We start from the raw sequence: 25,976 nt of genomic DNA, 5'->3' as shown, positions 1-25,976 counted from the left end.
GAAAATGGATCTGAAGGAGATTTGTAACATGGAAAAAATCATCGTAAGAGGCGGACACCAATTAAATGGCACTGTTCGTGTAGAAGGTGCCAAAAATGCGGTTCTTCCGGTTATTGCTGCAAGTTTGATTGCAAGTGAAGGTAAGAGTATCATTACTGAAGTACCTGTTCTAGATGATGTGTATACAATTAATGAAGTATTAAGAAATATGAACGTTAATGTTAACTTTGATCCTGATAAAAATACAGTAGAAATTGATGCTTCCAATGATTTAACGACAGAAGCTCCATTTGAGTATGTTCGAAAAATGCGCGCTTCTGTATTAGTGTTGGGACCACTTTTGGCCCGCTATGGTCATGCAAAAGTTGCAATGCCAGGTGGCTGTGCAATCGGATCACGTCCAATTGACTTACATTTGAAAGGCTTTGAAGCGATGGGTGCCGAAATTCATGTAGGCAACGGATTTGTTGAAGCAAAAGTAGATGGACGTCTGAAAGGTGCAAAAATTTATTTAGATATGCCAAGTGTTGGTGCAACTGAAAATATTATTATGGCAGCTGCATTAGCTGACGGAACTACGATACTAGAAAACTGTGCAAAAGAACCTGAAATTGTAGACTTGGCAAATTATTTAAATAAAATGGGTGCCAAAATTGTTGGTGCAGGAACTGAGACCATTCGCATTACTGGAGTGGAAAAGTTACATGGTGCAAACCATTCGATTATTCCTGATCGAATTGAAGCAGGTACCTTTATGGTAGCAGCTGCAATTACTGGTGGAAATGTTTTAATTGAAAATGCAGAAGCAGACCATCTTCGTTCCGTTATTTCCAAATTAGAAGAAATGAACGTTACCGTAAAGGAAGAAAACCGAGGACTTCGCGTAATCGGACCGAAAGATGGAAAATTAAAAGCGACAGATATTAAAACATTACCATACCCTGGTTTTCCAACTGATATGCAGTCACAGTTAATGGCCTTAATGCTTCAAGCAAAAGGAACTAGCGTCATTACCGAAACGGTATTTGAAAATCGCTTTATGCATGTGGAAGAATTTAGACGTATGAATGCAAAAATGAAAATTGAGGGACGTAGTGTTATTATTGAAGGTCCTTCTGAATTACAAGGTGCTGAGGTTGCTGCGACGGACTTACGTGCTGCAGCTGCACTAATATTGGCCGGTTTAGTTTCTGAAGGATATACAAGAATTACTGAATTAAAACACTTAGACCGTGGTTATGTTGATTTGGCAGGGAAATTAGCTTCCCTTGGTGCAAACATTGAACGTGTAAACGAAGACCCAAAGGTGCTAATTCAAGCGGATCAAGACAACAAAAGAATGATTGCAAAATTATCCTAAAAGTGGACAATAATATAAACATTACTAAGAAATCGCGTGGATCAATAACATCCATGCGATTTTTTGTCTTTGTCTGGGAAATTATAAAATTTGTGGTTGTGGATAACATAGATACAGAAATAGCCACGTCCGGCTCCAGCGCCCAGTGACTAGTAGACTTCCTTCACCTCCGTACGATAAAGAAGACTTGCCGATTGGTGAAACCAGAGGCTTAGTCGCACTTATACCCTTGCGGTGAAAGTCAACATCGGCTCGCTTACGCTCTCCGTGTTTCCTTTATCTCCTACGGCTCAGTCCAGTCTATACGTCACTAAACGGGCGCTTGCGCCTTTGTTCTTATAAGGCGCATCAGTATTTCACTTTATCATGTCTTAACTAGCTGTAAAACAAAACCCCCACTGAATGATTTTCAATTTATCTTACCTAAACGGGCAGTTAGACTCTCACCTTAAGCTTCTGAAGGGAGGTGGGAGAACAACTGCCCGTAAAGGTACTTAATGTAATGAGAGTTATTCATATTTTACAAATAACTACATATGATTTTTAAGTAGGATGAGGGAAATATCAAGGAGTGTGACAAAGATGATCTTTCCAAATAGATTATGTAAAGGGGATACAATTGGTGTCATGGCGCCAGCGGGACCGGCAGATTTGGAAGATATCAAAAAGGCCATTCCTTTTTTTGAAAATCTTGGACTATGCGTACAGCTCGGACAGCATGTGGATAACGTATATGGATATTTGGCTGGAACCGACCAAGAACGGTTAGAGGACTTTCATGATATGGTTGCCAATCCAAATATAAAAGCGATTATTTTTGCCCGTGGTGGATATGGTACAGCTCGATTTGTTCCTTCTGTTAATTACGAATTGGTAAGATGTAATCCTAAAATTTTATGGGGTTATAGTGATATTACGTATTTGCATACGGCCATTCGACAACAAACGGGTCTTGTAACTTTCCATGGACCGATGTTAGCATCTGATATTGCCAAACCCCATTTCGATTACTTCTCCGGATCCATGTTTAAACAGTTATTCCAACCTACGTGTCTTATTTACTCAGAATACATATCCCCACTCTATGTACATGATGCTGGTGAAACAGAAGGTCAGTTGGTAGGTGGAAATTTATCCGTACTACTTAGCACAATGGGTACCCCATATGAAATAGATATGAAAGATAAAATCCTTTTAATAGAGGATATTGGTGAGGAACCTTATCGAGTGGATAGCATGCTCAATCAGTTAAAAATGTCTGGTAAACTACGAGAAGCGAGAGGCATCGTAATAGGAGATTTTGCGAATACGGAATCGAAATTGAAACATTCCTTCACAATAGAAGAAGTGTTTAACGATTATTTTTCGAATATAGGCATTCCCGTGATAAGTGGTTTCAAGATTGGTCATTGTTTTCCACACTTTTCTATTCCTTTAGGTGCATATGCAAAGTTATCCACATATAATAAACAATTAATCATTGAGCCTGGAGTTAGGTAATCATGCCAAAAAGGTCGAAATATGTGGAGTGAAAGCGAAAAGTAATAAATTCATTACCTAAGTTCGACAAGCTTTAAGTCTATCATCGATTGGAAGTTACGTATTTTCCTATAGAATTGTATAAGTGCGTGTTCAAAAAGACTGTGGTAAAAGTCTAGAAGCGTCTTTAAAAAGTTTAAGAGAACTGTATTCTTTTACCGGACTTTTTGAACAACTTCTATAAAGGAAATTTCAATTTCTGGTTCTATTGAAAACAGGATTTGTATAAATTTAATAATAGGGTTACTAGATTAATCAAACGACTACATTATTAAAGGAGGAAAGCTGTGAAAGGACATAACTATTCATACAAGCCAGTCAAAAAGAAGAAGAAAAACTTAAGCGTAGTAAAACAACTAAAAAAGAAGCAGTCATCTCATCATTTTACAAAGAAGAACAAACTGAATAAAGTCACCCGACTCCATTCTGTATATCAGAGCAAATGGACTTCGAAAAAGTGGAGGCTTCCAACTATACTAACTCTATCTGTTTTGATTATGTTCATTCTAGTAATTCCGACGATCGTTGTACTACCATTTGGAAGTAGCGAGCAAGAAGGTACTGTAGTAGGAGCAAAGGAGATGAAAGAAGAAACCGTAGAAACTGCTTCATCACCGTTTACAGTAAAGGTGAAACGAACTGCAACGGAAAAGGTTGAAAATATACCGCTCGAGGATTACATCGCTGGGGTTATTGCTGCAGAAATGCCTGCAGAATTTGAGTTAGAAGCACTGAAAGCTCAGGCCCTTGCAGCACGAACTTATACGATCAATCATTTGCTGCATGGTGAAAAAAATGAAGAATACGATGTAACAGACACCGTTGAACATCAAGTATATAAGAGTGACGACGAACTTCTAAAACAATGGGGTAGTGAATACTCCGAGAAAATGAATAAAATTAAAGAAGCGGTTAATGCGACAAAGGGTAAAATCTTAACTTATAAAGAAGCTCCTATAACAGCAGCGTTTTTCTCTACTAGTAATGGTTATACAGAGAACTCCGAAGATTACTGGGATAATGAGCTTCCATATTTAAGAAGTGTTAAAAGCCCGTGGGATAAAGAATCTCCAAAATATCTGAACCAAGACACATTTACAATACAAGAAGTAGAAACAGCGTTAGGTATCACTCTACCAAAAGATAAGCCCGCGTATATAGAAGAATCAAGGACGGAAAGTGGCCGCGTGAAAGAGATTGGAATAGAAGGAAATAGTTTTTCAGGAAGGGAAGTCCGTGAAAAATTAAATTTAAAATCAAGCGACTTTAAGATAAAACAAAATAATGGACATTTCGTTTTTACAACAGAAGGCTTTGGGCATGGCATAGGAATGAGCCAATATGGGGCAAATTTTATGGCCAAAGAAGGTAAAACATATGAAGACATCGTCCATCATTATTATAAAGATGTAAAAATCAGTACGGTAAATGAAACCGCACCAACTCTCGTTTCTAAATGAAATGAGGGTTTTTTGGTGTTTGAATACGGCGGAAAACTTGAGAGCGGAATTGATGAGTGACCGAAGATAGAAAGGATTAAAGGAAAAGGTCACTCATGTATGTGATGAGTGACCGAGGAAGGAAAAAACCAAAGGAAAAGGTCACTCATGTATGTGATGAGTGCCCGAGGACGGAAAAAATCAGAGGAAAGGGTCACTCAAGGAGATGATGAGTGACCGAGGACGGAAAAAATCAGAGGAAAAGGTCACTCATGTATGTGATGAGTGCCCGAGGAAGGAAAAAACCAAAGGAAAAGGTCACTCATGTATGTGATGAGTGCCCGAAGACGGAAAAAAATAAAGGAAAAGGTCACTCATAGAGATGATGAGTGACCAAGATAAACTGTCGATCGGCAAAAGATCCTACCTCTTGTGATAAATTCGATTATGCATGACAGTTAGATATCCTATTCATAATAAGTCCATTGATTTACCCCTACACGGTTAAAATTAGTTGCTAGAATTCTTCTTATAGCCTTTTTAGATTCTACTACTTGGCACCAATCTTGAATCATATTGGTTGTAATTTTTTCATTTGGGAACAGAGTTTGAAATTCTTTAATGGTTCTTAATACAGCATTGCTAATCGGTTCTTTATAGCTACAATTGTGGCAAACGCATTTTCTTTTCTCCACTGAAACAGAAAATGAATGACATTGGAAGCAGGTAATCCCTTTTCGAAGTTGGTTATAATTATAGGAAGGAACTTTTTTATATGGCGAGTCAGTAATGTGTAACGATGTTAGCTGATCTGCAAGTTTTTCGTGCCATTTAGATAATTTGGAAGGTGTTTTATTTAAATGACTCAAGTAATTTTTAATTTGTGTTGGAAAAATAATAGGTTGGTTAAGAGGTGCTTGGTATAAGGTGAAAGTTGGATTAATAAAAACAATGGAAGCATGTATTGGGAGAGTGTAACCTAGTTTAAGGAGTAATTGTCGTAGTAGGGATTCACTTCTGCTCAATTGGTGAAGTGGATTTACAATTTCTGTTTTAGGCTTCTTGAATATCTTATCTGAATCGTAATAATAATCACCTTCAAAGTTTTTCACCTCATAAAAATAGATTGCCTCTTGAAGAATAAGGAGGGAATCAATTTGGAAGGTAGTGTTATTTATTTCCAATAACAAATCATTTAATATGAAGCATTCACACTGGAGTTTTTCTGTTAAAGTATCAAACATTACCTCACCTTCATAGCCCCTTTTTTGATTATAATAGTGTTGTTTATCTTTGTTAGTTAAATTCATTCGGGGATTTAATAATTCAAGAATCTTTAGATCAATGGGTTTTGTACGGTATTTAAATATCATATGTACACATCCTTTTAATGTATTTAAATCTATTATATTGGATTCTTAACTTAGAAGAAAGAGACAAGCTGAAGACATTTAAGGAATGTTGCTAGACATCATTCAAACGCTTACTTTTCCCTATTATTTAAAATAAATGCATAAAATCGAATAATTTTTTCTCGGCAATGTATATATTTCTCCATTTCTGATAACAATGATTGCTGAGGTGATGTTCTAATGAAAGAAAACAGAGAAACTCCAAAAAATAAATGGAGTCAAATTTTCCGGAAAAAATGGTTTTTCCCAGCTGTATATTTAGGTCTTGCTGCACTTCTATTAGCTGTTGTTGTATGGTATCAAAATATGGATAGTTCTGTTCCGACTGCTGATGAGGAAATTCAAAATGAACAAGAGGAGTCTATTCCTACGTCAGCTGATGATGAAGCAGAACCAGTAGCAAATCAACAAGAAGTCATTCAATTTCCTTTAACAGATCCTGATCAAGCAGAAATCGTAACTAAATTTTATGACTATAGTGCATCTGAAGAAGATCAAGAAAGTGCTTTAGTATTTTATAATAATAAATACTATCAAAGCAAAGGAATTGACGTTGCATCAGAAAAACCATTCGATGTTGTTGCATCCTTAAGCGGGACTGTAAAGGAAGTGAAGGAAGACCCACTTCTAGGTAATGTGGTTGTACTTACTCATGGCAATGAAGTGATGACCTATTACTCAAGTCTTGAGGAAGTTAAAGTAAAACCTGGAGATGAAGTGAAACAAGGGGATCAAGTAGGAACAGCGGGACAAAGTATTTTCGGAAAAGACAATGGTACACATGTACATTTTGAAATAAGAAAAGATGGACAAGTAGTAAATCCAGAAAGCTTCTTCAATCAACCAGTTAGTAGTTTAGATAAGGTAAAAAGTGAAGAAGTAACGGAAGAAGCTGAAGCTAATGAAGACACTGCTGTAAATGAAGAAGAAGCTGAGTCTGATGAAGCTGCAACTGAGGATGCTAACGAATCTGAAGCAAGTGAAAATGAAGAAGAAGATGCTAATGCAGATTCAGAGGCGGATTCTGACAATGAAACAATTCAATAAAAAGTGAAAAAAGTACTCTAGCATAACGTTTGCTAGGGTATTTTTCTTTGTTTAGGAAAATTGAAACGTAAATAGGCAAAAATAGAGATGAAAAATAAGGAAAAACTCGGATATTGTCGAACGATTTTTCATAATTTCCGAAAAAATTGTGCTATGATGGTACATGTGTTTGTTAGTAATGGTTTGAATTTAGGTAATCTTACAAGAATATGACCAGAAAACTAAGAAAAGAGAAATAAAAAAAGAAAATAGACTGAAAGAATAAGAAAATAGAGATAAAGGTAAAATACTGTAAAAAAGAAGAGATTTTTCATATGGTAAGAGAGGAGAATATAATTGACAATGGTAGCAGGTAAGATATATTCGGAAATGGTATCGCTAATTCAACTTCAAGATGCACTTAGGCAAAAATATAGTGAGAAAATGGCAGCGGAACAAATGAGACAGTTTTGTTTAGATTCTTCTTCAAAAGATATCCAAAAAAAGGGCATGGAATTTTTATTTATAAATGGTTATCTTCACGACTTGCGAACATTAATTGAAAAAAACAAACGATCCAACGACCCATCCAATAGAAAGTGGGCAGAAGTTTACAAAATTCAACTACAAATTAGGGAAAAAGACTATAAACCTATTGAAGTTATAGAAAGAATTAATCAATTCGAAACAAATGAACTGGAATTATTATGTCTACTTGAGTTCGCCAAAGTGAATTTACAATTTAATATGCACAATTACCATGATCTTGGAAATGCAATTTGTAGATATGACGAGCTTCTCCCACAAATTAATGATTACTTTTTAGTGGAAAACTTTAAAATTAGGTACCATATCCTAACACTTACTTACACATTAATGCAAAATGAAATTATTATGACGAGAAAACATGGGTATAAATTACTGAACTTAACGTGTAACCCAGAAATACAAGTAAGCACACATATTAAATTGGGAGAATCCTATACGTTTGATTCTTATTCACAAGGGATGTTTCATTTGAAAGAAGCATTAAAAATAGCAAAAGAGCATAATTTGACATCCCAAATTGAGTTTATTGAGCAAACAAAGATTCCTTTTTTAGCTGCCCATTCTAACAAAACAGATAATATTACGACAACCGATAAAAGTGAGCAAGCACATTTAGAAATTATGAAAGGAAATCATAAGAAGGCAATTGAAATATTAGAGCAAATTCCTATAGATACACCATTTAAAAAATATTATTTAGGTAAGGCGAAACGAGATAAATCATTATTATTACAATCCTATAAAGACTTTGTATATAAACGAAATGATAACTTCTTTTGTCGTTTACCTTTGCGTGAATTAAAAATACTATGACATGAGCGTTTTAGCAAAAGCTGACATATAAGTTGTGTCAGCTTTATTTTTATATTGATTATTTAAAAATACAACTTGTCCGACAGCCTAAATATGGAATTTTTATCATAAATGGAGTGTAAGCGTAATAAAATGAATACTACCAATCAGTCATTTAGCAACGTCTGAGGTGAGAGCTCATTGTGGCTGGTAGTCTGAACATGATAATGAAAGCAGATTATTGTATTTTGTCAGTAGAAATTACAGAATATTCCTATAGAATTCGTTATTTAATTACGATTAACAATTTAATAGTTACATAGATTACTTTGTCGCTCCGATTATTATTCGTATGAATGAACATGCCGCACTATGATTAACACCTTGTCTCAGGTTCTTAGACACCTCGGAAGTTATCAACTTAGGGAGGCGAACGGTGTGCACGATTACATCAAAGAAAGAACGATTAAAATAGGTAATTATATCTTGGAGACAAGAAAAACAGTTCGAACGATAGCGAAGGAATTTGGTGTTTCCAAAAGCACAGTTCATAAAGATCTTACAGAACGCTTACCAGAAATTAACCCCGAATTAGCCGCTCAAGTAAAAGAAGTCCTAGAATATCACAAATCGATACGACATCTTCGTGGGGGAGAAGCAACAAGAAAGAAATATAAAGTAAACCCACCAAATAAGGATACTCCTAAGCCAGTAGGATAATGAGGAGTACTAGGTTAGGACGAGAGATTTCTCGTCCTATTTTTGGCAGGTAGGAAAGTTTGTTGGAAGTACTTTAAGGGTGTATTTTGCAATAATTAAGTCATAACTTAATAGAAGTGAAATAAGATTGGTGAACAGGGCGGAGAAACCGTCAAGCCCATTGTTAACAGTTACAAACATTGTGGTATGATTGTCACCCTTTTTCACAGAATAAAATTAATTGATTTGTACACATGTATAACTATTTCAGCCTACCGAGACACTGATGGCAAATCTAATGTAATCTCAATAATTCCTCAAATGCCTTCGTCTCAATCCCCAAATCCCATTAAAAAATTCAACAAAAATCTTTTTAGATAAATGCAGTTAATTGTAGATTTTTGTGGTAAAATATTTTACTAGTAGCATTATGTTTTCGGACAGATGCAAGTTAATAAACTTAGGAGGATCTAGATACATGTTTTCTAGGGATATTGGAATTGACCTTGGAACGGCAAATGTACTTATTCATTTGAAGGGGAAAGGAATTGTTTTGAATGAGCCATCCGTTGTTGCGATGGACCGCAACACTGGGAAAGTCCTGGAGGTTGGGGAAGCTGCACGGCGTATGGTTGGTCGTACACCTGGAAACATTGAAGCAATTCGTCCATTAAAAGATGGAGTAATTGCTGATTTCGATGTAACAGAAGCAATGCTAAGGCATTTTATTAATAAAATCAATGTAAAAGGACTTCTTTCCAAACCAAGAATGCTCATTTGCTGTCCAACGAATATTACGAAAGTGGAGCAAAAGGCGATTAAAGAAGCCGCAGAGAAATCTGGTGGGAAAAAGGTTTATTTAGAAGAAGAGCCTAAAGTTGCTGCAATCGGTGCGGGAATGGAAATTTTCCAGCCAAGCGGGAACATGGTTGTTGATATCGGTGGAGGTACAACAGACGTTGCGGTACTATCCATGGGAGGTATTGTTACTTCCGAATCGATTAAAATGGCTGGGGATAAGTTTGACGTTGAGATTCTTCAATATATTAAGAAAAAATATAAATTATTAATTGGTGAACGGACTGCTGAGGAAATTAAAATTCAAGTTGCGACTGTATTTGAAGGTTCTAGAAAAGAAGAAATGGAAATTCGTGGTCGCGATATGGTTACAGGTCTTCCACGTACAATCTCTGTGGAATCGGTTGAAATTGAAGAAGCACTTCGTGAATCGGTTTATTTAATTGTACAAGCAGCGAAATCTGTTTTAGAACGTACACCACCAGAATTATCAGCTGATATCATTGACCGTGGAATTATTTTAACCGGTGGCGGTGCGCTTATCCATGGAATTGATCAGCTTCTAGCAGAAGAATTAAAAGTTCCTGTATTTATAGCGGAAGAACCAATGAATTGTGTGGCAAAAGGTACAGGTATCATGCTTGAAAATATTGATAAGATTGAAAAGAGAATTATCTAAGCCCCGAGCCTTGGAGGTGATTAGATGTTAAGAGGTTTTTATACGGCTGCAAGTGGGATGTTAGCGCAACAACGTGCACAAGAGACGTTAGCAAATAATGTAGCAAATGCGAATACTCCAGGGTATAAAGCGGAACAAGCGACTATAAGAGCTTTTCCAGAGCTTTTGATGCAACAAATGGGTTCTAAACAGACGCCTATGAAAAATGGCTCGAATGTAGCAACAACGAAACCAATTGGGGCGTTAAATACTGGAGTATATGTGCAAGAAACAATTCCAAACTTTCAGCAAGGGGATATCCGTGAAACGAAACTTCAGACGGATTTAGCCATTGTACAAGGTCATGTTCCTGACGAAAATGGTGCATTATTTTTTACAGTGCAAAATGATGCTGGTGATGTTCGATACACAAGGAACGGGAATTTCACAGTGGATGGACAAGGATACCTTGTAACAAGTCAGGGTTATTATGTTTTGGATCAAACAGGTAATCCGATTCAAATGGACGGTACATCGTTTTCAGTTACGCCAGATGGAATCATAGAAACAAATACGCAATACATTCCATTGGGCATCGCTTATACAGACAATGCACTAGAAATGGTAAAAGAAGGTAATGACTTATTTGCTGGGGAAACGGGTGCAGTCCCTGCTAATGCCAATTTTACAATGAAACAAGGATTTCTAGAAGGGTCAAACGTTGATGCAGTAAAGACGATGACAGAAATGATGAATGCTTATCGCATGTTTGAAACAAATCAGCAGGTATTAAAGGCCTTTGATGAAAGCTTGGGTAAAGCAGTTAGTGAAATTGGAAGAATTTAATGAATGGTGAAATTTAGAAGTACATGTTCAAAAGGAGGATGAAAAGGACCGAGGTCGGCTAAATGCGCAACGTCCTTTTGCAACGCCGACACTCGCACGTCCTGTGCTTCGCAGTTCGAGGCGGCGAAGCTTTGAGGAACGGAACGTATGCAATTAATACGTGAGTATCCGAAAAGCGAGCCAATTAGAAACGTCGAAGTGTCTTTTTCACCGGACTTTTTGAACGACCTTTAGGAGGAAATGTAATGTCTCGTATGATGATACAAGCAGCTGTAACCATGAACCAATTACAAAAAAAGTTGGACATTGTTGGGAACAATATCGCAAATAGCCAAACAACAGGATATAAATCTCGTGGAGCTGAATTTTCCTCCTTGCTTTATCAACAAATCGATAATTTGGAAAACCCCGGGAATGGAGAACAACGTCTAACACCTGATGGTATCCGAATTGGCTCAGGTGCTAGATTAGGCGCAACCACTTTAAATCTGGATCAGGGGTCGATTGTTACGTCAGACCGAGCGCTAGATACTGCTTTGTTAAACGAAAACACGCTTTTTCAAATCCAAGTTACAGACAATGGGGTAACGGAAACGATGTACACTCGTGACGGAGCCTTTTATATAAGCCCAAGCACGGATGGCAGGTCGGTAACATTGACGACGAAAGATGGAAATCCAGTTCTTGGTGAAAACGGTCCAATCACATTTAATAGTGGTTTTGATTCTATTTCCATTCGTGATAATGGACAAGTTGTCGTGGAACGTGGAGGTATTGTAGAAGAAGTAGGAACAATTGATATAGTGGAAGCAACTCGTCCAAATGTTTTGGAAGCGGTAGGACAAAATCTGTTCCGTTTGCCAAACCTAGGGGAACTGAATGATAATCTAGCGGATATTATCCAAGACGTTCCAGCACAGACGAAGCTAATTCAAAGTAATGCTTTAGAGCAATCCAACGTAGATATCTCCCAACAAATGTCGGACTTAATCCTGGCACAACGGTCCTATCAATATAATTCCCGCACCATTTCCATGTCAGATCAAATGATGGGACTTGTGAATGGATTGCGGTCTTAATTGGGCTTTAACTTGTTATTAAAATAGTTCTAGATATGCGGTACCGCAATGTGATAATATTTTATATATAAAATGAAAAAGAATAGGCATTTTTATTTGCTTGTTTGAATACCATTTAATATATAGAACGGACGCGATTGTCAGGATTGAGGAGTTACAAATATGTCAACAGAACAGTTAGAAAAAGTTGCTGAGAATCCTACACGTAAAGAGCAGAAAGAGAAAACAGCTGAGAAGCAACCTAAGAAGAATCATGCAGAAACAAGAAAACAACTTAAAGAGCAAAAGAAAAAGGATAGATTTCAAAAGCTCGGACGCCTTCTAAAGACGGAGCGCCTTCCAAAGCTCAAACACTTTCTTAAGTTTGAACGTCGAGGACGAAGAATGTTCCCGATTTGGCTACGTATTATTGTTGTACTTTCACTTGCTGCAATTGCTCTAGTAGTAGGGTTAATGGTAGGTTATGGAGTTCTAGGCAATGGTAACCTAATTGATGCCTTAAAAATCGAGACCTGGCAACACCTGATAGATATTGTGGTAAAAGCAGAATAGCAAAAAAATTAGCATTTCATCATAGGATGGGGTGCTTTTTATTTTTCAATTCGTTTCACCCTAGAACTTTGATATAATAACGACAAGACTTATTTTTACTAAAAGGAGTAGATACCATGATGGACATCGAACAAATTAAAGAAATTATTCCACATCGCTATCCGTTTTTGTTAGTGGATAAAGTTACTGAAATGGAAGAAGGTAAACGTGTCGTTGGTCTAAAAAATGTAACCATGAATGAACCATTTTTCCAAGGGCATTTTCCACAGTATGCGGTAATGCCTGGAGTTCTTATTATTGAAGCATTAGCACAAGTAGGAGCAATTGCGGTACTTGGTATCGAAGCGAATAAGGGGAAAATTGGCTTTTTAGCAGGTGTGGACAAGTGTCGATTTAAACGCCAGGTGCGACCGGGTGATCAGTTAAAACTTGAAGTAGAAATTATAAGAATGAAGGGACCAATTGGAAAAGGAAAGGGAATTGCAACAGTGGATGGTGAATTAGCTTGTGAAGCAGAAATCACCTTTGCGATTAAATAAGATTTAAAAAAATGGTAAAAACATGAATGACTTTGTCATAAATGGAAATCCTAATCTCGAGACTATAAAAAAGGAGGCAACATTTATGACGAAGAAAATTCTTATTAAGATAGGTGCATCAATGCTGGCAATATCTTTAGTAGCGGCGTGTGGTAACAATAATGATAATGATGATAACAATCCAAATAATGCGCCGGTAGAAGATCAAAACCCAACGAATGAAGCACCAGCAGATGACGGAGTGAATGATAATAATGAGGATCCAATAACGGATGACAACGAAGCTCCGTTAAATCAAGAGGATGATAATGGAAACCTTAATCCAGCAGAAGACAATGGTTTAGATAATCAAGATGATAACAATGATGTAGAAAATCCAAATGATGATCAAAACCTTAACAAAAAAGATGATAAAGACAATAGAGACAATCAATAATACATCTACTTAAACAGAGCAGCTTTTAAAGTTGTTCTGTTTTTGTTATTTGAAAAGTCCTCTTGTTTTGTTGAAATTCTCTGATTTTATAGTACAATAATGAAGAAACAGAATAAAATGAGGAGGATATTTATGGTGAAATCACCGTACTACACGGTTACAAAAGATACAAAAATGATAGTAGAGGAGGATTCAGCGTATTATCGTTCTAGTATTATTGAAGAAAATCAAACGATGAAGGATGAAAAAAGTTATTCCCCTTATAAACCCGAGCAAATTATTGATTATAATTGTAAACGTTATGGTTCTACATTAAATGGTAGAAGAGAAGTTGTAGAAGAGATTTTAAAATCCTCAAGCAAAATCCCTATTCCAATTAACCCTCAGTCAGGTATCTACTTTATTCCAACAGCTTCCACAAGAAATAAAAACTGCGTATGGATTGCGTATCACCAGATTAAACATTATAGAAAAAGCGATGAACAAACATTGGTTTTGTTTCATGATGGAACGAGCGAACTAATTCCTACAACGGCATCGGTATTCGACCGTCAATTTAAGCGTGCAAGCCAAGTGATTGTCCATTTTAATCGTTATACGTTATTCGGACATGGACCAAAACTGTGGTAAATGGTCATATACATTTGTGTTCAAAAAGGAGGATGAAAAGGAACGGGGTCGGCATTGCCAACTAGAAACGTCGAAGTGTCCTTTTCGTCAGACTTTTGAACAACTTCTATAAAAGTGAAACATAATGAAGTGTTAAACGTACTACAAAAAAGAGGATTCATTCCTCTTGTTAAAAATAAATTATCGCAAAATTTGCTTATTTCGGTGGAATGCTGAATTGGAAAATGAGATAATAAGGGGGGATGGTTGGAATTTAATGTAAGAATGAATATTCGCGCCACAACCCAATATGTTCAGTTCAAAGAACGTCTTTTAGGAATTACACTACACAAACATATGATGTTATACGAAAGGCGATTCACCTCCCACCTACCCATTGGGTTAAACCCTACATATTCCTTGAGGATGGGAGTCCTCTCGCCTAATTATGATAGAAAAAAGAAGAAGGTAAAGGGGGAAATTAGGGGAATGAAAAAAATTATTTTAGGATTTTCTTTTGTACTAATTGTTTCATTGCTTGCGGCATGTACAGAGAGTAATGACGCTGCAGAAAACGAGGAACAAGAAGAAAGGGTTGTAGCGGTAGAAACGGAAGAAGCTGTAGAAAAGGATCTAGTCATTGACAAGTCCATCTATGGTCGTACGGCACCGAATCATGTTGCACCGGTTGCGGTACAGACGCCTGGTGAGGTAAAAGAAGTGAGGGTGGAAAATGGAGAAGAGGTAGATGATAATGATACGATTCTTAAAATCTCCACAGCTGCAGGAAACCAAAATGTTCGTTCAACAACAGAAGGTGAAGTCATTAATCTTTTAGTGAATAAAGGAGATATGGTGGATCCTGAAGAACCAGTTGCCATGGTTGCAGATCTTGACACAATAAAAATTGAATTTTCCGTAACAGAACAGTTGCTGTCTTTGATTTCTGAAGATGACAAGGTAAACGTATTCATTGGGGATAAAGAATATGAAGCAGCCATTACGAATGTGGGTACACTTCCAAATGAAACAGGATTATATTCCGTTATCGCAACAGTGGATAATGAGAAAAGAGAGATTTTACCCGGCGTTGTTGCTGATATTCGTATACCTGAGAAAAAAGTGGAAACTGCTATTCTAATTCCAACTTCAGCCATTGTAAACGAAGAGAATAAGGATTTTATTTTTACGGTAAAAGATAATGTAGCAACAAGACAAGAAATAAAGGTGTTAGAAACAGAGTCAGATGTTACTGCTGTAGAGGGTATAAACGCTGGAGATCAAGTTGTTACGACGGGACAGTTGACATTAACCGATGGCGCTGAAGTGAATGTTACAGGAGGCGAGTAAATCGTGAAATTAATAAAAGCATCCGTGAATCGTCCAGTCGGTGTCATTATGATTGTTCTCGCCATTATAACTCTAGGTTTTGTTTCTGTACGTAACTTGGCGGTCGACCTATTTCCAGAGATTGAACTTCCGATTGCTGTTGTAGCAACCAATTATGAAGATGCAGCACCAGAGGATGTAGAGAATTTAATTTCTCGTCCAGTAGAATCAGCTGTTAGTACCGTTCAGGGGATTGACACGGTCCAATCGCAGTCACAATCAGGTGCATCTCTTGTGATGATGATGTTTAAGAATGGAACAGATCTTGATCAGGCCATGCTTGATGTACGGGAAAAAATCGACCAAATTAAGGGGATGCTTCCAGAACAAGCAGGGGATCCAAGTATTCTACGTTTCAGTCCCGAGGCATTACCTGTTATGTACATTGGTTTAACAGGGAAAGATGCTGCAACATTAACGGAACTTGCAGATAATCAAATCGTCCCTTTCCTTGAAAGACAAGAGGGAGTAGCTTCTGTAACAGTAGAAGGAGCAAAGATTCGAGAAATACAGCTAGTGGTTGACCCAGCCAAATTACAACAATATGGTGTCACTACGCAAATGATTCAGCAAGCACTCGGGGAAAGCAATCAATCCGCATCAGTTGGAACCGTGGATAAAGGAAATAAAGACTTGCAGTTACGAGTGACAGGAGAATTTGACTCGATAGATGATATTCGGGAAACAGTTATTCAAACCGAATCAGGCGCCATCCTACATGTGGATGATGTGGCTGAAGTTAAAGATACATATAAAGAGGCGAGTTCAGCTTCCTTAGTAAATGGGGAAGAATCCATTGTTTTGTCCATCATGAAGCAAACCGATGCCAATACAGTAGCAGTAGCAAACACCGTTCAGAAAAACTTAGAAACGATTCAAGCTGAACTTGGAGATGAAGTGAATTTAGATGTCATTATCGATACATCGGAGTTCATTCAGATGTCAGTGGATAGTGTTTTATCCAATATTATTATAGGTGGCGCTATTTCCTTCTTTATCCTATTACTATTTCTAAAGAGCATTCGTGCGACATTTGTTATCGGTTTATCGATTCCAATTGCACTTATTTCTACCTTTGCGCTTATGTATTTTACAGGACATACACTAAACGTTTTAACATTAGGTGGATTAGCGCTTGGGATTGGAATGATGGTGGATAGCTCGATTATTATTTTAGAAAACATTTACACGTATCGAAAAAATGGAGAAAGCTTGAAAGATGCCGCAATTAAAGGTGCCTCTGAGTTAACTCCAGCAGTTATCGCTTCCACTACAACGACAATTGTGGTATTTTTACCAATGGTTTTTGTAGAAGGAATTGCGGCAGACTTATTCATGCCACTTGGAATAACGGTTGCCTTTTCTCTTATTGCTTCATTAGTTGTAGCAATCACATTAGTGCCGATGCTATCTTCTAAACTTTTAGCAAAATCAATGGAAGATAAAGGACGTAGATATTGGTTTGATAGATTCTTAGACTGGTTACGTAATAAATACAGTAACGCTCTTAAGAAAGTATTGAAATATCGCAAAACAAGCGTTTTCGTTGTTATCTTATTGATTGTCGGAAGTTTAGCACTTACTCCTTTGATAGGAGCGGAGTTTATTCCAGCATCTGACCAAGGGCAAGCAATGATTAACGTGGAAACGGAGCCAGGAACGAAATTTGAGTACACGTATAAGATTGTGGAACAAGTGAATGAAGTTTTGGCGGGATACGATGAAGTTTTAGATGTAAGTTATGTAGTAGTTAGTTCATCAGGTGGAATGATGGGCGCTGGTGGTTCCAATGGTGGTGCGAGCTATACGTTAATGCTTACACCAGCAAGTGAACGAACGAAATCCACGACCAAAATCGTTCAAGAAATGGATGAACAATTACAACAGATACCTGGTGCTGAAATTACGGCCACCGCAATGGATGGCGGAGCAAATATGAGCATGGGGGACCCAGTTCAAATTATTTTAAACGGTCCGGAACATGATGTGTTACGTAGTCTGTCTGAACAAGTAGTGGATGAAATTTCTACGGTTGAAGGGGTATTTAACCCAACAACAGGCGCATCGGATGGGATACCACATATGGAAATCCATGTCGATGAGGAAAAAGCGGCTATGTATGGATTAACCCCATCTCAAGTGACTGGACAAATTCAATTACAGTTTAATGGACAAATCGCAACACAATATCGCGAGGCTGGAAAAGAGATTGATGTCACATTAATTTATCCAGAAGATCAACGTTCGACTATTAATGATATTAGAGATATGAAGATTCAGTCAACTGACGGTGCAAGGCTTCCTTTAGAAGAAGTAGCAACTTTTGAGGAAACACAAGGACCTGCTACGTTACAAAGGGAAAATCAACAGCCACAAATGAATGTATCTAGCGCTCTTGTAGACCGTGATCTTGCAAGTGTGATACAAGATATCGATGCAAAATTAGGTGCGATGAACTTCCCGGAAGGATATAGCTATTCCATCGGTGGTCAAGCGGAGGATATGGTAGAAGCGTTCGGGCAACTAGCATTAGCTCTCATTTTTGCCATATTCCTAGTGTATGCGGTAATGGCTGTGCAATTTGAAAACTTCCTATTCCCATTCATCATCATGTTCGCATTGCCTACAACAGTAATCGGGGTGATTATAGGGTTTTTAATAACTGGAATTTCATTTAGTATACCTGCGTTTATCGGTATTATCATGCTCGCTGGTATCGTAGTTAACAACTCTATCGTTCTGGTAGATTATATTAATATATTAAGAAGACGAGGAATGACAAGAAGCAAAGCAATTGTTGAGGCCGGCCGCAGTAGGCTACGACCAATATTAATGACCACTCTCACCACCGTGCTCGCTATGGTTCCATTAGGATTAGCACTCGGTGAAGGAGCGGAAATGCAACAACCACTAGCAATTACGATTATTTTTGGTTTAAGTGCTTCAACTATATTCACGCTATTCTTCGTACCGGTTATATATATTATTTTAGATAATATTACAGAGAAGTTTACGAGAAGGAAAAAGAAAAAAGTGGTAGAAGAGTAAAGGAGGCCCACGCTAGGTGATAGCGTGGGTCTGTTTTTGTGCACGTAGGAGGCATAAAAATCTTTCCTGTCTGGGAATCCGGTTATACGTTAATCAAAGACGAGAATCTTTTATTTATGGGCAATCAATCATTTTTCATGGTTATGGTTGGAAAATCTGCATAGCACGGCTCCTGGATATCAGCGATCGAACATCAAATATCAGCACACGCCCCCGGGATATCAGCTCAAACACTAAATATCAGCATGGCTCCAGGATATCAGCGATGAAACATCAAATATCAGCACACGCCTCCTGGATATCAGCGATGAAACATCAAATATCAGCATACACCCTCGGGATATCAGCACTCAAACACCAAATATCAGCACCCACCCTCGGGATATCAGCACTCAAACACCAAATATCAGGATACACCCTCGGGATATCAGCACTCAAACACCATATATCAGCATAACCCCGAGATATCAGTACTCAATCACATCCAATGACCTTCTACAACCAAAACAAAACCCTCACACGCTTGGTGCGTGTAAGGGGCCTAAATTAAACATCCCACCAATGGAAACCATCTTTTTCAAGCAGTTCATCTGCTGCTCGTGGTCCCATGGATCCGGATTTATAGTTAGGGAAGCTTGGTTGTTTCTCTGCCCATGTTTCTAAAATTGGGTCAACGAATTCCCAAGATAATGCAACTTCATCCCAATGGGTAAAGTTTGTTGCATCACCAATCGTACAGTCATATAATAATTTTTCATATGCTTCTGGAGTGTTGATTCCAGGAACATCATTTTGATTGTATGTTAATTCGATTGGTTCTGCTAATGATCCAGTTCCTTCTTTACTCGCATTAATGGAAAGGGTAACGCCAGCATCAGGTTGGATATTAATTCTAAGCAAGTTTGGATATCTTTGCTTATGAGATTTGTAATACAAGTTCATTGGGAGATCTCTAAATTGGACTACGATACTAATCGTTTTTTCTGCCATGCGTTTTCCAGTACGTACATAAATTGGTACGCCAGCCCAACGATAGTTATCGACAAGAAGTCTACCTGCTACAAATGTTTCCGTATTGGAGAAGGCGAGATCTTCATGCTCTTCGCGATAGCTTGGTACAGCTTGATTATTGATTTCACCAGCATCGTATTGACCACGGACAAAATATTTGTACACTTCATCTGGATTAATTTTGCGAAGTGCACGAAGGACTTTAATTTTTTCTGAGCGAATTTCTTTTGTTGTTAACTTAATTGGTGGCTCCATTAAAAGAAGGGCAACCATTTGTAAAATATGGTTTTGCAACATGTCACGTGCAGCACCAGATTGATCGTAGTAACGAGCTCGATCCTCTACTCCAAGTACTTCACTTGCAGTAATTTGGATATTCGAGATAAATTGGTTATTCCATAAATGTTCGAATATTCCATTGGCAAAACGAATGACCTCAATATTTTGGACCATTTCTTTTCCTAAATAATGGTCGATACGATAGATTTGATCTTCATCAAATGCTTCACGGATTTCATTGTTCAATTCTTTTGCTGTAGCTAAATTCGTTCCAAATGGTTTTTCGATAATAAGACGAGTCCAGCCAGCGGATTCTTTCAAACCATATTCTTTTAATTTCTTCGCGATTAAGCCAAAGAAGTTAGGAGCCATTGCTAGGTAAAATAGGCGGTTGCCGTCCGTTTCGTATTTACCTTCCAAATCGATGATCAATTTATTTAGACCATCGTATGTAGCATCGTCCGTAACATCAAATGATTGATAATAGAAATGAGATGTGAAATCACTTAGCTCTTCTTCAGTAGCAGTAGCTTTGCGGATAGAGGTTTCAACATTCTCACGTAAAGTTTCATCTGTCCACGGTCTACGTGCTAATCCTACAACCGCGAAATTTTCACTTAAATTGCCTTTTTTATAAAGGTTATAAATGGAAGGGAATAGTTTACGTTTTGCTAAGTCTCCGGTTGCACCGAATATGACAAAAACAACTTTTGGTTGTTGTGTATTTTCATTCATTTTGAATTCCTCCGCTTAAAAAAATATATATTAACTATAATAGAGAAAACAGAAAATTATAGCAAATGATTGATAGGACTTTTAATATAAAAGTTTATTTAGAATAGTATAACGAATGTATTAATCTTTTCTAATAAAAACCTTTTTGACAATCTGATTGACGACTTCTGAAAACATGAGTCCAATTGCAATTCCACCGGCTAAAAGCATAACTTGTGCGGATAACTGTATCGCTAAATCATAATTGTTTTCCACGAATTGTCGCATCGCACGGTAGGCAACTCCACCAGGCACTAATGGAATAATTCCAGAAACTGTAAAGATAATGATGGGTGTTTTGTAAATTTTAGCGCATGTATAGCTTAGTATAGAAACTAGAACTGCACCAAATATCGTAGCTGGAACAACATCCAATCCGTAAGTTGTAAGGGAATAATAACAGATCCAACCAAGCATGCCGACAAGACCACTTTGAATGATTGATCGTTTTGGTACATTAAATATTATACCAAATCCTGCCGAGGCAATAAAACTTGTGACTAATTGTGCCGAGATCATGAGCATGGGTTAAGCCCTCCTTCATTTACATAAAAGTAAAAATAGCTGCAATACCTGCACCAATGGCAACTGCAGTTAACGATGCTTCCACACCTTTAGAAACCCCTGCTACCAAATGACCGGCCATTAAATCACGTATTGCGTTCGTAATTAGTAAACCAGGAACGAGTGGCATAACTGCACCAATTATTACCAGATCAAGGGAAGTACCAAATCCATAGTGGATAAAGAGAAGCGAAGAGATCCCGATTAAAAAGGCACCGAGAAATTCCGCAAGAAAGCGAATATCGACAAATCTCTCAAAACTTATCATGCCAGCAAAACCGATTCCCCCAGCAATTACTGCTGGTAGAAAATCTTCCCACCTCCCGCCAAACATAATGGCGAAACAACCGCTAACTATAGCGGAAGCAAGTATCTGCAACCAAGCTGGATATAGCTTTCCCTTTTCCACCTCTTGTAGTAGAAGAAAAGCGCGTCCCAAGTCTATCTCGCCAGCGGCAATTTTTCGCGAAATGCTATTCACTTCAGCGATTTTACTTAAATCAGCCGTTGATCTTTTTCTAATACGTAACATTTTCGCCTCAGAATCTGCATCAATAGCAAAATTAATAGCTGTTGGGGTCGCATAACTTTGTGCATTTGGTGCCCCAAACGAGTTGGCAATTCGATTCATCGTATCTTCCACCCGGTATGTCTCCGCACCGCTAACAAGCATTATTTTGCCAGCAAGCATACATACCCTTTCAACCATAGCCTTCTCCATATCATTACCTGCCAATCAGATGATTTGAGTATATTATAAGACTAGTTAAGGTAGAAAAGAAAGGAAAGGGAATTGAAATGACCTGTGAAATTTTGTGTAGGTTTCTGGGAATAAGAGAATTTCATAGTGGAAAATCGGAAATTTCCGGGGAAATTAATATTTCCTGGGGAATATTGTCAGGTTATAAGGAAAAGAGATGAGGGAGGGTACCCCCGTCTCATGGTACTATCATTAGTAACATCACTATTGAAATAATCGGAATCGCCATTACAAGACTGGCAGATATTAATCCAAAACCTCGTACCACAGGCATTATGTTTTCATCTACATCAATACGTGACTGTAAGAAAATATAAATAATAGAAAATACAATAAGCCCGACAATGATAGTGAACGGTACAACTAGTTCATCAACCGACCTAACTGGCTCCATGTTTACGAATCCTATGATGATTAAAACAATTGGAATAGCCTCACTAATGGCAGAACCTATAAATAAATTCGTTTGATACTTCTCTATCATTTCTGGGTTGTCTTTAATTTTTTCTAAGTTTCTCTTGAAAAAAGCTAAGATTCCAATTACAGCAATTACTGAAGCAAGTACAGGTATGTATGTCAAAATTTGTCACCTCCCAAGAATAAATATACCAGCATGGGAGTGAAAGAAGTAATTTAAATTTTTAATATTAGTTAAAATTAGCTATAATTTAGTAGGAAAAGGTAAAGATAAGTAGAAGATATTGCAACAATAGGAGAATAATATGTTTAATTATGTCGATTTGTCGATCGCATTTTTTATCGCACTCGTTGCATCATTATTGTTAACAATTCCAGTAAAAAAATTAGCAGTGAAAATAGGAGCAGTTGATTTTCCGCATAAACGAAAGATACATAAAGTTGTAACACCAAGATTGGGTGGATTAGCAATATTCGCTGGATTTGTCTTGGCACTTATTTATATTCATCCTAGGCATGAGTATCTGCCTGCGATATTACTTGGTGGAATTATCATCTTGATAACCGGGGCAATCGATGATAAGTATACGATTACTCCAATTGCAAAATTAACTGGACAATTGATTGCAGCATCCTTTCTCGTAAATGCTGGTTTAATTATTGAACGATTTACGGTACCATTTATCGGTACCATTGAACTTGGATTTTTTAGTGTGTTAATTACTGTATTATGGGTTGTCGGAATTACGAATGCCATTAATTTAATTGACGGCCTTGATGGACTAGCTACCGGAGTATCGAGTATTGCACTTATTAGTATTTTTATCATGTCACTTATGGACGGACAAGTGCTTGTGGCTTATCTCTCCATTGCTTTAATTGGAGCGAATATTGGATTTCTATTTCATAACTTTTACCCGGCAAAAATTTATATGGGTGACAGTGGATCGAACTTCCTCGGCTACATGATATCTGTTGTATCGATATTAGGATTGTTTAAAGAAATAGCATTTTTCAGCTTCATCATTCCTGTTATTGTACTAGCTGTTCCAATTTTCGATACGTTATTTGCAATTTATCGTCGTGCTAAGAATAAGGAAAAAATAATGCAACCGGATAATAAGCACATTCATTATCGATTAATTGAAGCAGGTTTCTCCCATCGTCAAACTGTACTAATTATTTATGCTTTTAGTGTCTTATTCGGAGGACTTGCCATTTTATTTAATTACGTACAAGAAACGACATTAATCGTAGTGGTAATCCTCGTTTATTTAGTCCTACATATATTTGCCGAATTAGCTGGAATTGTTCTAGGCGGAAAACGTCCAATCATCGACGGTTTTTTAAAATTTATACGAAGAAAAAAACGATGTAATGAAAGTGAAGAAAGTGGTTAAGGTGAGAACTACAATTTGTAGTTTCTCGCCTTTTTTGATGGTGGTGGATGCGACATGGTTAGTTTAGAGGTGGAAGGATTTTTTGTGAAATAATTAATCCGTTAATCGTCGTTCATAATCCGATACTAGCATGTGTTAATCCGTTAATCAGCAACCATAATCTGATACTTGCATCCCACAATCCGTTAATCGCCACCCATAATCTAACATTCCTTTCCCGATCACCATTCGTTAATTCCTTCAAAAATTCGATAATTTTCTATATATCCAGTTATCCCGCTTAATTCGACACATCTATTTTCTCGGCATCACATTTTTGTACCGAGAAGTTTCTATAGAATGATCCCATGTGAAAACGGATTTCATAAAACTAAACCACCATGTTTATAAATGAGCTCGGGACATCAGGAATCGAAAACGAGGAATATAACTAATGTACGAGAAAGAATATCAACTACTGAGAGGAGTTATTAACCAAAGGCTGAGAGCAATAATGGTAAGATGTCTCTGTCAACAATTAGGAGAAAAAGGTGGAAAAAGAACCGCAACAAATCGAGATCAAGAATTTTATGAGGAAAATGATAAATAGGGCGGAAATACACGAGTTCGCCAACAAAATACCTCATAATAATTTAAAGGAAAGAGAGATTCATTCCCTTTCCTTATTGGAGCTACTAAAAAACCAAATTCAAAATCATTATTCACAACTTATAGTCCCAATCTATACTTTTTACCTTTATTCATCCCAACCATTTCCGTGCATTCCTTTCTAAGAATGTGTTTAGTCATATCAGGGGATGATAGCCCAAGGAAATATCGGGCTTGTTTATTTGTAATCCATTCACCAAACAGTAATCGATAATCCCTCAACGCATGTTTATGTGCATCAATTGATACATTTTTGCAACTTTGACAATACCACTTTCCGTTAAATCTATTCATTGGTAAGGCACCACATTTTGTGCAGAACACACCCTTTACCATATCAATGGACCGTACTCCATATTCTTCAAACAAATTCACATCTACTGGGCAATGGGAACGTTCAAGAAGTCTTGCTAAATGATGAAGCTGGTTTCTGGATAAAATAGGTGTAGTATAGTTCTTTTCTATTTCTTGAATCCGAAAAACTAAATCGCTACTGTGGATCAATTCATGTGGAATGATATCTTGAGGGGTTTCTCTTTCAATGATTGTTTTGGGGAAACTTATGACAGCTAGATATTCGATAGGTATATCGGGGAAATCATGATTTTTCAACCATCGTTTTAGGCGGAGCGCTTGTATTTTCACTTGGTCAATAGGGTTCTGGAATCCTTCTTTCATTCCGTTATTATCTATGCGCGTAACTTGCCCATTTGCACCAAATCTTACCGTCCCCTCCCAATTTTTTGTTTCTACAACAGTATTAAAATAATTGGATAATGTTAAAGTATCCATCTGAAAATATCCAACTTCATCTTGCAATCTTAGGTTGTGTAGTACTATAAATTTTTGCTTATCAATTAATTGTAGCCTATATTTAATTTCATTTTCGCCATTAACCTCAGCGTATTTAATTTTTAAATCCTTCAATACAGCTTGCTTCATGGGATGATTTGCCGAAAGCCGACGCTCGAACGCCTGCAATGTTAAAAGCTCAAGTTTTTTATTTCGTGGATCATACAAATTAAATTCATTCCTTTCATAAAATGGGTTTAAGAATAAAATACGACACGAAGTAGCAAAAATCCTTTTTATTTTTAGATATTCTAGGTAATATGTAATTTTTTATTGGAAGTGAGGGTTATGGGTGGGATATCAATACTCTCCCGTTGGAATCAGTATTCGCACCATATATCAGCATCGTCTGGCAGGATATCAGTATTCGTGCATGATATATCAGCAAACGCCTGTTGGATATCAGTACTGGTGCACTGTATATCAGTATCCGCTGGCAGGATATCAGTACTCGTCACATATATCAGCATCGTCTGGCAAGATATCAGTAAGTTCGTACAT

The 25,976-nt window shown here is 37.3% G+C and carries 23 protein-coding genes; 17 read left to right on the top strand and 6 right to left on the bottom strand.

The features are described from left to right. The first annotated feature begins 28 nt into the window (after window positions 1-28). The 3 genes from murA to spoIID all read left to right on the top strand — a co-directional run bounded on the left by murA (window position 29) and on the right by spoIID (window position 4,359). On the top strand, window positions 29-1,360 hold the full coding sequence (murA, locus tag MHI02_RS17395; protein ID WP_047186726.1) for a UDP-N-acetylglucosamine 1-carboxyvinyltransferase: 1,332 nt from the start codon (window positions 29-31) through the stop codon (window positions 1,358-1,360). A gap of 582 nt (window positions 1,361-1,942) precedes the next feature. Beyond that, window positions 1,943-2,860, top strand: coding sequence for a S66 peptidase family protein (locus MHI02_RS17390; protein ID WP_341166171.1), 918 nt, complete (start codon window positions 1,943-1,945; stop codon window positions 2,858-2,860). 326 nt (window positions 2,861-3,186) lie between these two features. After that, window positions 3,187-4,359, top strand: coding sequence for a stage II sporulation protein D (spoIID, locus tag MHI02_RS17385; RefSeq protein ID WP_341166170.1), 1,173 nt, complete (start codon window positions 3,187-3,189; stop codon window positions 4,357-4,359). A gap of 446 nt (window positions 4,360-4,805) precedes the next feature. Here the strand turns inward: spoIID and MHI02_RS17380 are convergent, their stop codons facing one another. Then, window positions 4,806-5,711, bottom strand: coding sequence for a nuclease-related domain-containing protein (locus MHI02_RS17380; RefSeq protein ID WP_047183944.1), 906 nt, complete (start codon window positions 5,709-5,711; stop codon window positions 4,806-4,808). Window positions 5,712-5,930: 219 nt separating this feature from the next. Between MHI02_RS17380 and MHI02_RS17375 the strand changes: the two genes are divergently transcribed. From MHI02_RS17375 to MHI02_RS17320, 12 genes are all read left to right on the top strand, one after another. After that, window positions 5,931-6,797, top strand: a complete 867-nt coding sequence (locus tag MHI02_RS17375; RefSeq protein WP_047183945.1) for a M23 family metallopeptidase — start codon at window positions 5,931-5,933, stop codon at window positions 6,795-6,797. A gap of 342 nt (window positions 6,798-7,139) precedes the next feature. Continuing rightward, window positions 7,140-8,138 carry an AimR family lysis-lysogeny pheromone receptor gene (locus MHI02_RS17370; RefSeq protein ID WP_257456225.1) on the top strand — a complete coding sequence of 333 codons (999 nt, stop codon included), beginning with the start codon at window positions 7,140-7,142 and terminating at the stop codon, window positions 8,136-8,138. A 417-nt stretch (window positions 8,139-8,555) separates the two neighbouring features. After that, window positions 8,556-8,837, top strand: a complete 282-nt coding sequence (spoIIID, locus tag MHI02_RS17365) for a sporulation transcriptional regulator SpoIIID (RefSeq protein ID WP_047183946.1) — start codon at window positions 8,556-8,558, stop codon at window positions 8,835-8,837. A 457-nt stretch (window positions 8,838-9,294) separates the two neighbouring features. Further along, window positions 9,295-10,293, top strand: coding sequence for a rod shape-determining protein (locus tag MHI02_RS17360; RefSeq protein WP_047183947.1), 999 nt, complete (start codon window positions 9,295-9,297; stop codon window positions 10,291-10,293). A gap of 24 nt (window positions 10,294-10,317) precedes the next feature. Further along, window positions 10,318-11,118, top strand: a complete 801-nt coding sequence (locus tag MHI02_RS17355; RefSeq protein WP_047183948.1) for a flagellar hook-basal body protein — start codon at window positions 10,318-10,320, stop codon at window positions 11,116-11,118. Window positions 11,119-11,363: 245 nt separating this feature from the next. Next, on the top strand, window positions 11,364-12,197 hold the full coding sequence (locus tag MHI02_RS17350) for a flagellar hook-basal body protein (protein ID WP_047183949.1): 834 nt from the start codon (window positions 11,364-11,366) through the stop codon (window positions 12,195-12,197). A gap of 162 nt (window positions 12,198-12,359) precedes the next feature. Further along, window positions 12,360-12,749, top strand: coding sequence for a DNA-directed RNA polymerase subunit beta (locus MHI02_RS17345; protein ID WP_047183950.1), 390 nt, complete (start codon window positions 12,360-12,362; stop codon window positions 12,747-12,749). A gap of 116 nt (window positions 12,750-12,865) precedes the next feature. Then, window positions 12,866-13,288, top strand: a complete 423-nt coding sequence (fabZ, locus tag MHI02_RS17340; protein WP_047183951.1) for a 3-hydroxyacyl-ACP dehydratase FabZ — start codon at window positions 12,866-12,868, stop codon at window positions 13,286-13,288. Between the two features lie 85 nt (window positions 13,289-13,373). Continuing rightward, window positions 13,374-13,724, top strand: coding sequence for a hypothetical protein (locus MHI02_RS17335; protein ID WP_341166169.1), 351 nt, complete (start codon window positions 13,374-13,376; stop codon window positions 13,722-13,724). A 132-nt stretch (window positions 13,725-13,856) separates the two neighbouring features. Continuing rightward, window positions 13,857-14,354 (top strand): competence protein ComK, encoded by a 498-nt coding sequence (locus MHI02_RS17330; RefSeq protein WP_047183965.1) that lies wholly within the window; start codon window positions 13,857-13,859, stop codon window positions 14,352-14,354. Window positions 14,355-14,822: 468 nt separating this feature from the next. Continuing rightward, the gene (locus tag MHI02_RS17325) at window positions 14,823-15,683 is read left to right on the top strand and encodes an efflux RND transporter periplasmic adaptor subunit (RefSeq protein ID WP_047183966.1); all 861 of its coding nucleotides are present in this window, start codon (window positions 14,823-14,825) and stop codon (window positions 15,681-15,683) included. Window positions 15,684-15,686: 3 nt separating this feature from the next. Beyond that, window positions 15,687-18,770 (top strand): efflux RND transporter permease subunit, encoded by a 3,084-nt coding sequence (locus tag MHI02_RS17320; protein ID WP_341166168.1) that lies wholly within the window; start codon window positions 15,687-15,689, stop codon window positions 18,768-18,770. 546 nt (window positions 18,771-19,316) lie between these two features. Here the strand turns inward: MHI02_RS17320 and zwf are convergent. From zwf to MHI02_RS17300, 4 genes are all read right to left on the bottom strand, one after another. Beyond that, window positions 19,317-20,795 (bottom strand): glucose-6-phosphate dehydrogenase, encoded by a 1,479-nt coding sequence (gene zwf, locus MHI02_RS17315; RefSeq protein WP_047183954.1) that lies wholly within the window; start codon window positions 20,793-20,795, stop codon window positions 19,317-19,319. A gap of 120 nt (window positions 20,796-20,915) precedes the next feature. Beyond that, window positions 20,916-21,353 (bottom strand): threonine/serine exporter family protein, encoded by a 438-nt coding sequence (locus MHI02_RS17310; RefSeq protein ID WP_083452595.1) that lies wholly within the window; start codon window positions 21,351-21,353, stop codon window positions 20,916-20,918. A 25-nt stretch (window positions 21,354-21,378) separates the two neighbouring features. Continuing rightward, on the bottom strand, window positions 21,379-22,119 hold the full coding sequence (locus MHI02_RS17305; protein ID WP_060668816.1) for a threonine/serine exporter family protein: 741 nt from the start codon (window positions 22,117-22,119) through the stop codon (window positions 21,379-21,381). A gap of 217 nt (window positions 22,120-22,336) precedes the next feature. After that, window positions 22,337-22,738, bottom strand: a complete 402-nt coding sequence (locus tag MHI02_RS17300) for a hypothetical protein (RefSeq protein ID WP_052771617.1) — start codon at window positions 22,736-22,738, stop codon at window positions 22,337-22,339. Window positions 22,739-22,880: 142 nt separating this feature from the next. Between MHI02_RS17300 and MHI02_RS17295 the strand changes: the two genes are divergently transcribed. Both MHI02_RS17295 and MHI02_RS17290 read left to right on the top strand, forming a co-directional pair. Continuing rightward, window positions 22,881-23,975 (top strand): glycosyltransferase family 4 protein, encoded by a 1,095-nt coding sequence (locus MHI02_RS17295; RefSeq protein ID WP_047183958.1) that lies wholly within the window; start codon window positions 22,881-22,883, stop codon window positions 23,973-23,975. Between the two features lie 433 nt (window positions 23,976-24,408). Beyond that, complete coding sequence (locus tag MHI02_RS17290) at window positions 24,409-24,564, top strand: hypothetical protein (RefSeq protein ID WP_157851556.1); 156 nt, start codon at window positions 24,409-24,411, stop codon at window positions 24,562-24,564. A 119-nt stretch (window positions 24,565-24,683) separates the two neighbouring features. Here MHI02_RS17290 and MHI02_RS17285 read toward each other — a convergent pair whose 3' ends face one another. Further along, window positions 24,684-25,643 (bottom strand): nuclease-related domain-containing protein, encoded by a 960-nt coding sequence (locus tag MHI02_RS17285; RefSeq protein WP_060668818.1) that lies wholly within the window; start codon window positions 25,641-25,643, stop codon window positions 24,684-24,686. Window positions 25,644-25,976 lie beyond the last annotated feature (333 nt).

This window comes from Oceanobacillus sp. FSL K6-0118, assembly GCF_038006665.1.
Taxonomy (GTDB): Bacteria; Bacillota; Bacilli; order Bacillales; family Amphibacillaceae; genus Oceanobacillus; species Oceanobacillus caeni.
Note: the sequence above shows the minus strand (reverse complement) of the source record. Positions and strands in the feature narration are given on the sequence as shown.